The following is an 8,441-nucleotide window of genomic DNA, read 5'->3' as shown; positions in this document are numbered from 1 at the left end:
ACGCAAATGAATCGTCGGTCTCGAAGAGCCAGTTCATTGGAAGAGTCCTTTCAGGAAGTAACGGGTGATCGGCGCGATACTAGCCGGTGCACTTTCAAGCTGTCAAATGAATTGTGCGCGAACGATGAAATGTCGCTCTTTGCCGTGGGAGACGGAAGGGTGCGACGCCGGATGGTTCTAACTTCACCATCCGGCGCTTGCCCATGCACAGTCATCTTCACTGGTAGGCTCAACCGGACCGGGAAGTATTCCGAAGCGCTACTTATACAGTTCCTTCAAAATTCCGCTCTTCTCGATCCGGTCTAGGAATCTCAGATCGACGAACTGTTCCGGTTTGGCGCCTTTAGCCGCCGGGACGGTTCTCGCCACGTCGTCCAGGGCGTTCTGCATGCCTTGCATGTTGATGTACGGCGCCCGTTCGAGGATGCCGTTCATGTAGTAGTCGTAGGCGCGGTTCAGAATCGCTGTGTCGGGGATCGTCGTGTATTTTGCCAGCATCTTGATCGCGCCGTCGCGATCGACGCGTGCGCGGTGCATGCCGCGCACGTAGGCGCGCATGAAGCGGTCGATGACTTCGGGCCGCTTGCGAATCAGGTCGCCGGGCACCGCCATGGAAGGATTGGGGTAAGCGAGATTCATGTCCGTGATGCTAACGATTTCTTTGAAGCCCATTTTCTCCGAGACGAATTGCGTCGGCGGCGAGACCACCGAGGCCTCCACGCCGCCCGATTTCAAGGCGCCGAACATATTCGACATGGTGCCCAACTGCATAAGCTGGACATCTTTGCTCGGGTCCATGTTGAATTTTCGCAGCGCCGTGCGCGCGGCGATGTCGGCGGCCGAGCCGAAACGGCTAACGGCGATGCGTTTGCCGCGCAGGTCCTCCAAGCTCTTCACGTCTTGCCGGGCATGAATCGCGAAGATCAGTTTATTGACGTTGTTGCCGATGACTTTGAGATCGGCGCCGCCGAGGGCCGCCGCCATCACCGGCCCGCCACCGAGCGAAGCGATATCGATTTCACCCGCGACCAGAACTTGCGCGAGTTGGGTGGCGCTGGGAATGAAGACGATTTGATCGTCCAAGCCCTCTTTGGCGAAGAAACCGGCGTCCTTCGCGGCCCATATGCCGAGATAAGCCGCGCTGATGGAGCTGTAGGCGATGCGCAGGCGCTCCGAAGCGAGCGCCGGGGCGGCGACCATGACGGCGACGAGAGCGGCAAGAACATAAGTCGTTCGCTTCATCGGGTGAGTCCTCCGTGGGAAAATTGTTTCTAACGATCAGCGTTGCGGCGCAATCTACGTTAATGGTTCTGCTAAGGCAAGACCGCTTCGCCGGTGGTCGCGCGCGGCGGGGCGCGGGTTGGCAGACCCAGATGGCTGAGAATCTTCTCAATCACCGGCGGATCTTTGGTGGCGGCCCTTCGACTGGGCTCAGGACAGGCGATGATCTGCAAGCTGCCGCCGCAGTTAGGGCAGTGTTCCACGTCAATTGCAGCACGACCTGCCCGGCGCGGCCGGATAGTTTCATCTCCGTCTCCTCCTTCAACCGTCAAATTTGATCGTTCAAATTTACGGCCTACTCGCGGAGCCGGCTAGATGATTATCAGACTTTTAAATCATAACAAATGTACGTTTGGTCCGGCCATATGTCAGTCGACCGCGATTGTTTCCCGGGCACTCTGCCACGCTATCAAGTGCGACAACTGGCTCGAAGGAATTTTTCACAGTGCAATTGATTGCGAGGCGAACAATATCGAGCGCGATAAGTCGCGTCGAGCATTCTGTTCGGCAACTCGCCACGCGGGATAGTTGAGGGCGGGAGCCTACTTGAGAACTAAGAAAGTAGTGATATAAAGGCTGACCCCTTAGCATTTCCGGCCAGCCGGCCAGCGTCAGATTGCCGATATCCGAGAAGGCGATGGTGCCGCGATGGATTGGCAGCTTCTGCTTGTCCATGAAGGTTTCACACGGGGTCGCCGGTCGGAGCCAGCGTTTAGTGCCGACAAAATCTTTCGCCATGATCGATGACGTCCTGGTTTGGCCGCAATATCGTGTTTAGGCTAGAGCGGGAAACGGTTCAGCACTCCGCGAAATAGCCGGGTTTGAAAATTCGCGTGGGCAGAAACGAGAGGACTTGCCGTAAAACCTTTGACGACCGCCTCACAATATCCGCAGGTATTCCACCAGGTCACGCAGGTCGGCGTCGCTCAGCGACTCCGTGGTGCCGGCCTTCTGCACGTAGCTCCACATATAGCGGACGGTTTCCTCTAGCGTCGCAAAGCGCCCATCGTGGAAGTAGGGCGCGGTGTGGGAAACGGCGCGCAGCGACGGCACCTTGAACTTACCGCCCGAGAAAACATCCTCGACCTCCTTTTTGTCGAAGGTCGGCGGCAGATGGCAAGCTTGGCAGCCGGCTCTAGTGAAAACCGCGTGGCCGCGTTTTGCCGCCGCTGGGGCGGCGGCTGTCGGTGTGCCGTCATCGTTCAAGTAGGGGTTTACCGGATAGCCAAGCGCCCGGACATAGGCTTCAAGCGCGGCCAGTGCTTGGGAGCTGGGCTCGGGGCCCTTCATCCGGTTGACGATAATAGCGCGCATGTTCGCTTGCAGGCTCGGCGCCGTGCCGGCCCATGAAAACGCTTGTCTAGTACCCGCGCCCCACAAAGTCGGCGTACTCCGGCCTTGGGGATTGCCGTCGGCGACGACGTCAAGACCGATATAGGTCTTGTTGTTGGTGTGACCATGGTTGGGGTGGCAAGAGGCGCAGGACCATTTGCCGTCACCGGAGAGTTTGACGTCATTGAACAGTGCGCGTCCCTGAGCGATTTGGGGCGTCTCGGGAGCTTGGCGCGGTGTCAACTCAGGCTGCGTGGCGCAGCCGGCAATGTAAATGATTACGCCACCAAGGAACGAACCGCCCAGTCGGTGCAGTTTCACAGTTGAATCCTCCTGCGGTCTCTCGGGAACAATACGCGTTCTGCCATGTCGGTCGATACGATAAACTTGAGTATTTTGCCAGCGTTATTCTTAGCTCGCGGCGCCGCGGCACCGCATGGAACCCGGATAACCACGACAGTTTACTCGTTGTTCCGTATAGGAATTTTAAACGCGCTTTTCCTATAAGCCAGAGCCATAGCGCAGGACCACAAGAGATGTCAATTGGGTTTGTGCCTGATGGAAAAACCCGCTGGCGTAGCGGTTGACTCGGCCGGAATGTGGCTCGACGAGCCGGCGCGCGCGGCGGGGCGCGGGTTGGCAGACCCAGATGGCTGAAAATCTTCTCAATCATCGGCGGATCTTCGATGGCGGCCCTTCGACTGGGCTCAGGACAGGCGATGATCTTCAAGCTGCCGCCGCAGTTGGGGCAGTGTTCCACGTCAAGGTCGAAGACGCGCCGCGTGGTTTTCTGCGCAGGGGCCTCAGCGGTTGAAACTTCACTGGGAGGCTCAACCGGAGCGGGAACGATTTGACGGCGCAACTTGGCGTTGGGCGCCAGCACCTCATGAAACCGAATCAGATGCAGCCGCGGGCGCGGCACCGCCCAGTACGATTTGAGTTCCCCAATCTCCTCCCTTGCACGCATCCTCCTCAGCGGATTTGGAAGATTTCCTTCCAAAGTTTCTCGTACTTCGGGAATTCTTTGATATCCCCTACCGATAGCATGTAGGGCTTGTCCGGCCGGACCTTTTCGAGCGGCTCGACCTTCGGATGGGCGGGAGTCTCTCCCGCTTGGGCGTACATTCGCTGGCCTTCCTCGCTGATCACCCAGCGCGCCCAGAGCATCGCCGCGTTCGGATTGGGTGCGCCCTTGAGGATAGCCACCGAGCCGCCAATTTCACCGACGCCTTCGGTCATCAACGGCAGGATCGGCGCGCCTTGCTTAACGCGCGCCGGAAAATGATGCGAATAACAGGTGAAGCAAACCGGGCGCTGTCCCGCGACCAGAAACTCCGCCAGTTGGGAATGGCCACGGTGAAATTCCACCTCGTTGGCGGCGATCTTTCTGAAAAGCTCGACAGCCCGTTCATCGTTCTTGTATCTCACCTTGGCGAAGCCCACCAGGAGCTGAAAATCGCGCGGCTCGCCCATCAGGTTGCCCTTCCACCGCGAGTGCGTCAAATCCTCGAAGCTTTTAGGCTCTTCGCCTTTTTTGACCAGGCCGGTGTTCCAGCCAATGATGTAATATTGCGTATCGGTGGCAACCCAAGAGTCGCCCTTCATCTGGGCTGGATAAATCGCGGCCTCGGGGATCGTCAGCGGCGCAAGGAAATTTTGTTCGAGCATCTGCGGTAGGTAAGTGAGCGCGCCGCTGATGACATCCGCTAACACACGCCCGCCGCGCCGCTCGCTCAGCACCCGTGCAATCAGCTTATCCGAGGTGCTGTCGACGTGGTTGACGGTCACCCCGGGAAATCTTTTCATGAACGCCGGTGGCACCACTGCCTCCACGCGCGTTGACAGAGGCGCGTAGAGAGTGAGCCTGCCTCCTTCTTGCTTGGCTTTCTCATAAAGCTGTTCCATGGATTCGGCCGCCGCAGCGAAACCAGTCTTTGGAACAACGGCGAAATACAAAAGAACAAGGCAGCAAAGGTTGGCTAATCTTGCCTTAACGAAATATTGGATCATTGCGCAACTCCTCCCGATTCATAATGAGCGAACTTAGTTTCTGGAAACGATTTTTAAGCCCCTTTTCTTAAGAGCGGACTCATATCGCAGGACCAGGGGATATGTCAATTTCTTTTCGGGTTGGAAAACCGTATAGGAATTTCAAACGCCCTTTTCGATGACCCAGAGTCGTAGCAGGACCGCAAGAGATGTCAATTCGGTTTGTGCTTGCGGTTGGCCCGGCCGGAAAGCGGCCAGGAAAGGCGCGAACGGTTTCTTGAGGCGCCGCTCGGTCGAGCTCGGTGCGCATGCGCTCGGTATTGAGCCGCTCCTGCCAGTCGGCGACGTCGGGACCGAAGGTTAGTTTTGGGAACATTGAACCATTGTGCGCTCCTTAGAAGTCCTATCGAGGAAAACGGCCAGGCTCCCGCGCCCCTGTCAATTAATTAACCATATCGAAATCTATTGCAGCCAAGTCAACCATTTTCTTTGTGGCGCAGTCTAAAGTCAGGTAAATCTAACCAAACGGGAGCCCGTCATGCGTTCAGGCCGCATCACTCGCCGCGCTTTTGCTATCACAATCGTCGGATTCGCCACGCCAGCGCTTTTGGCGTTGGCGGTCGCGCAGACGAAACTGCTCGATCTCGCTTCCGGGCGCTATGCGCAAGGGGCGATGGATCGCCGCTCGTTGGCCGAGCCGGCGCGGAATACGATCTATTCTTGCGATCGCCAAGTCATGGGCGAAGCCCTGAACCGGCCATGGGTGGATTCGTCCGGGGTAATCGATTTCGCCAAGAAACCGGTGGTTGAAGGTTCAAAAAGTTGGAACGGTCAGCTCAACGTCCACGAGCGGCCGGAGCAGATAAATCTTGCCGGCGACGGCCTGCCGAATCATGCGACCGGCAATTTCCCCATCGACCGCGCTTCGGCAGCGTACCGCTATGATCGCAATCCCAATGTCATCCAAGCCTACGGCGTGCAATTCACGATACCCAGCAACCCACGCATCGCCGCGGTTCCCGGTTGTCTGCCGATGGGCATTATCGGCGTCGCCTTGAGCGGCGCGGTGTTTTTCAATGCCCTCGATGCTCCGGGACGCGACGCCGTCGCGCATGAGATCTTCGACGAGTGCGAAGGCCACCCGGAGAGAAATGGCCGCTACCACTATCATCATTTTTCACCTTGCTTCGACCAGGGCGATTCCAAGGCTCACTCGCCGCTCATCGGCTACGCCCTTGACGGATTCGCCATTTACGGGCCGCGCGACGCAGCGGGAGTTTACATCGCCAATGACAAGCTCGACGAATGCCATGGCCATATCGGCCCCGTGGCAACCGCCAACGGTGGCACGAAAACCGTCTATCATTACCACGCCAACCGCGAGTTCCCCTACACATTGGGTTGTTTCCGCGGCGGCGCCATCGCTCGCCCGGAACGGCCGCGGCCACCGCCTCGACGGGCGGAAATAGGAGGCGATAGGGTTCCGGCTGATGCACAGTCAGCCGCCGTTGGCTCGGAATATCGTGTCGCTTTTGCCGCAGCGCCGATAGCGGCGAACGACTTGAGCGTCATCACCCTGGGCACCGGCGGACCGCCGGCCAACGCCGAACGCGCCGGGCCTAGCGGGCTGGTGCGCTATGGTAATGTTCGACTGCTGGTCGACATGGGGCGCGACACTCAACTTCGTCTCCAACAAGCCAACGTTTCACTGCGTGACCTGAGCGCTCTGCTGTTCACGCACCATCATCTCGATCACAACGAGGAGTTCGTGCCCATCTTGCTAAAAGCCCGCCTGCAGGGTGGCGCGGCGCAGATCATCGGTCCGCCGGGCACAAAGCGCTTCACCGATTTCGTGCTGGACTTTTATAAGGACGACAGCGACTACCGCGCCCAGCGCACGGGAGGGTCGGGGGAGGTCATGCGCAACGTCACGATGCGCGAAGTCAGCGGCGGTGAGAATTTCTCCCTGTATGGCCTTACGGTGAGAACCGCGCGGGTCAATCATACGATTCATACGGTTGCTTATCGCTTCGACGCCGGCGAAAAATCGATCGTGATTTCGGGCGACCTGAGTTTTTCCCCGAGCTTGATCGAGCTGGCGCGCGACGCGGATGTGTTGGTGATGGACGCCGGTCCACTGAATCTGGGCCCGACGAATCAACCGCAACGCCCCAACCGTGCCAACCCATCGCGTGCTCACAGCACCCTGGTCGAAGTCGCGGAGATGGCGCGCCAAGCCAACGTCAAACGACTGGTGCTCACGCACTTTGCCAACGCACGCTTTAGCGAAACCCTGTCGCGCGGGCAAATCGCCGAGATTTTCAAAGGCGAGGTGATCTTTGCCAAAGATTTGCTCGAAGTGTCGCCGTAGACAGATGTCGATGACATCGGCCCGAATGTCGAGAGGGGAATCATACCTATGAAGTTCTCCATCGGAGCCGCGGCGTTCTGCGCCATAATTTGTTTGAGTGCACCGAGCAGCGCCGCGAACTTGGTAGAAATCGTCTTGACCGATCGACTGGACGAGCCGAGGGGTTACTGTCTAGACATTGTCGGGAATAAGGAATCCGCGACCCCAGGCCGTGGGCTGCAGGCGCATAGTTGCTACAGTTACCAGGGACAACTGGGTGTGGATCAGGCGTTTGACGCCGAACGGCTTAAGGCTGGCGAATTCTACTTGCCGCGGTTCAAAGTTTGCCTAAGTTCGGGATCGCGACAAGAAGGGGCGCCGCTCAATTTGAGCGCTTGCGACGGCCAACCGGCGCAGCGCTTTGACTTGACAGCCGCGGGACAGATCGTACCGAGAAGTGCGCCGGGCTTGTGCGTGACCGTTGCGGATGGCCGCGGCGCGCCCGGCGGTGGTGGCCGCCCGGTGCATTTGTTGCGCCGCCTGACGCTTGAGCCCTGCAGCGAGACTCACGCTGCGCGTTAAAAATGGCGCTTGCGAGCGCAAGCCGACTGAGGCTCTGCAGAAGTCACTCTTACCGAATTTGCCTGTATCCTCTGAATACGTTGTAATGGCGGCGTGCTTTTGGCATGAAAGACGCTCTTCAGTTGCGGATGAACGGGACACTGGCTGCAATCCGACAGAATGATGGCGTCAAACAGGGCTTTCACAGTCCTCGGTAGCCGAATCAGCGCTGCTCAAAACAGGGCCCGCAGGCGCAGTGGCTTGCGCGCAACTTTGCGTTTTGAGCCACGCTCGATCCGTGCCTTCCCATAACGCTTGGCCCATTGGTTCAAACCACGCCGCAGAAACCCGGTATCGAAGCCCAAAGTATCGCAGATGTGGTGGAAGGAGAAAACCCATTCACCTTGGATGGGCGCGTTAACCCACGAATGCGCGCTGTGGAATTCGAGGCGCTGGCGCCGCGAACAGGTATTGGGATTGACCGAAAGGCATGCGACAACGTCTTCCAATACTGCGACCATCAGCCGGCGCTCGGGAGCCTGCTGGTGTCCTTTCTGCACGGTTGCATAGTACTGCGCGGGCAAAAGCGTGTCCGGCTCGAAGAACGTGCCAGTGTCGTTATAGTTTGACTCGCTCGGTGTATAAGCCATAGCCTAAGAACAACCTCCGTCATTGGTTCTTATTGTGCAGAGAACGTAGTGCGGATCGTCGACTTAGGCATTTGCATGATCCGTATACCGTGGAGGATTTCAAATGTTCCTTTCCATGGCCCACAGACTATTGCAAGACCGGCAGAAATGTCCATAACTCCGCTCTAAGGTTCCGCACCGACGGTCAACGGCACATACGTAGACGCGGATGCTGGGCGGCAGTTTGGGGCGGTATAATCGAGCGGGTGACCCGGCGACTGGTCAGCGCCGCTGTTCGT

Annotated in this window: 7 protein-coding genes; 2 read left to right on the top strand and 5 right to left on the bottom strand. The window is 58.2% G+C overall.

The genetic code is table 11. The annotated features are described in order from the left end of the window. Window positions 1–258 precede the first annotated feature (258 nt). The 4 genes from FJ145_26270 to FJ145_26255 all read right to left on the bottom strand — a co-directional run bounded on the left by FJ145_26270 (window position 259) and on the right by FJ145_26255 (window position 4,623). Entirely contained in the window at window positions 259–1,242 is a 984-nt protein-coding gene (locus tag FJ145_26270; GenBank protein ID MBM4264917.1) for an ABC transporter substrate-binding protein, read from the bottom strand. 369 nt (window positions 1,243–1,611) lie between these two features. Continuing rightward, the gene (locus FJ145_26265; protein MBM4264916.1) at window positions 1,612–2,019 is read right to left on the bottom strand and encodes a hypothetical protein; all 408 of its coding nucleotides are present in this window, start codon (window positions 2,017–2,019) and stop codon (window positions 1,612–1,614) included. A 141-nt stretch (window positions 2,020–2,160) separates the two neighbouring features. Next, the gene (locus FJ145_26260; GenBank protein ID MBM4264915.1) at window positions 2,161–2,991 is read right to left on the bottom strand and encodes a c-type cytochrome; all 831 of its coding nucleotides are present in this window, start codon (window positions 2,989–2,991) and stop codon (window positions 2,161–2,163) included. Between the two features lie 594 nt (window positions 2,992–3,585). Then, entirely contained in the window at window positions 3,586–4,623 is a 1,038-nt protein-coding gene (locus tag FJ145_26255; GenBank protein ID MBM4264914.1) for an extracellular solute-binding protein, read from the bottom strand. A gap of 517 nt (window positions 4,624–5,140) precedes the next feature. Between FJ145_26255 and FJ145_26250 the strand changes: the two genes are divergently transcribed. Beyond that, a complete protein-coding gene (locus FJ145_26250; GenBank protein MBM4264913.1) occupies window positions 5,141–6,973 on the top strand; it encodes a YHYH protein in 1,833 nt (610 codons plus the stop codon). A 48-nt stretch (window positions 6,974–7,021) separates the two neighbouring features. Next, a complete protein-coding gene (locus FJ145_26245) occupies window positions 7,022–7,534 on the top strand; it encodes a ricin-type beta-trefoil lectin domain protein (protein MBM4264912.1) in 513 nt (170 codons plus the stop codon). A gap of 212 nt (window positions 7,535–7,746) precedes the next feature. On the opposite strand, the gene FJ145_26240 is transcribed toward FJ145_26245, so the two are convergent. After that, on the bottom strand, window positions 7,747–8,163 hold the full coding sequence (locus FJ145_26240; protein ID MBM4264911.1) for a hypothetical protein: 417 nt from the start codon (window positions 8,161–8,163) through the stop codon (window positions 7,747–7,749). Window positions 8,164–8,441: the final 278 nt, after the last annotated feature.

Source organism: Deltaproteobacteria bacterium, assembly GCA_016874755.1.
Classification (GTDB): Bacteria; Desulfobacterota; Binatia; order UBA9968; family UBA9968; genus DP-20.
Note: the sequence above shows the minus strand (reverse complement) of the source record. Positions and strands in the feature narration are given on the sequence as shown.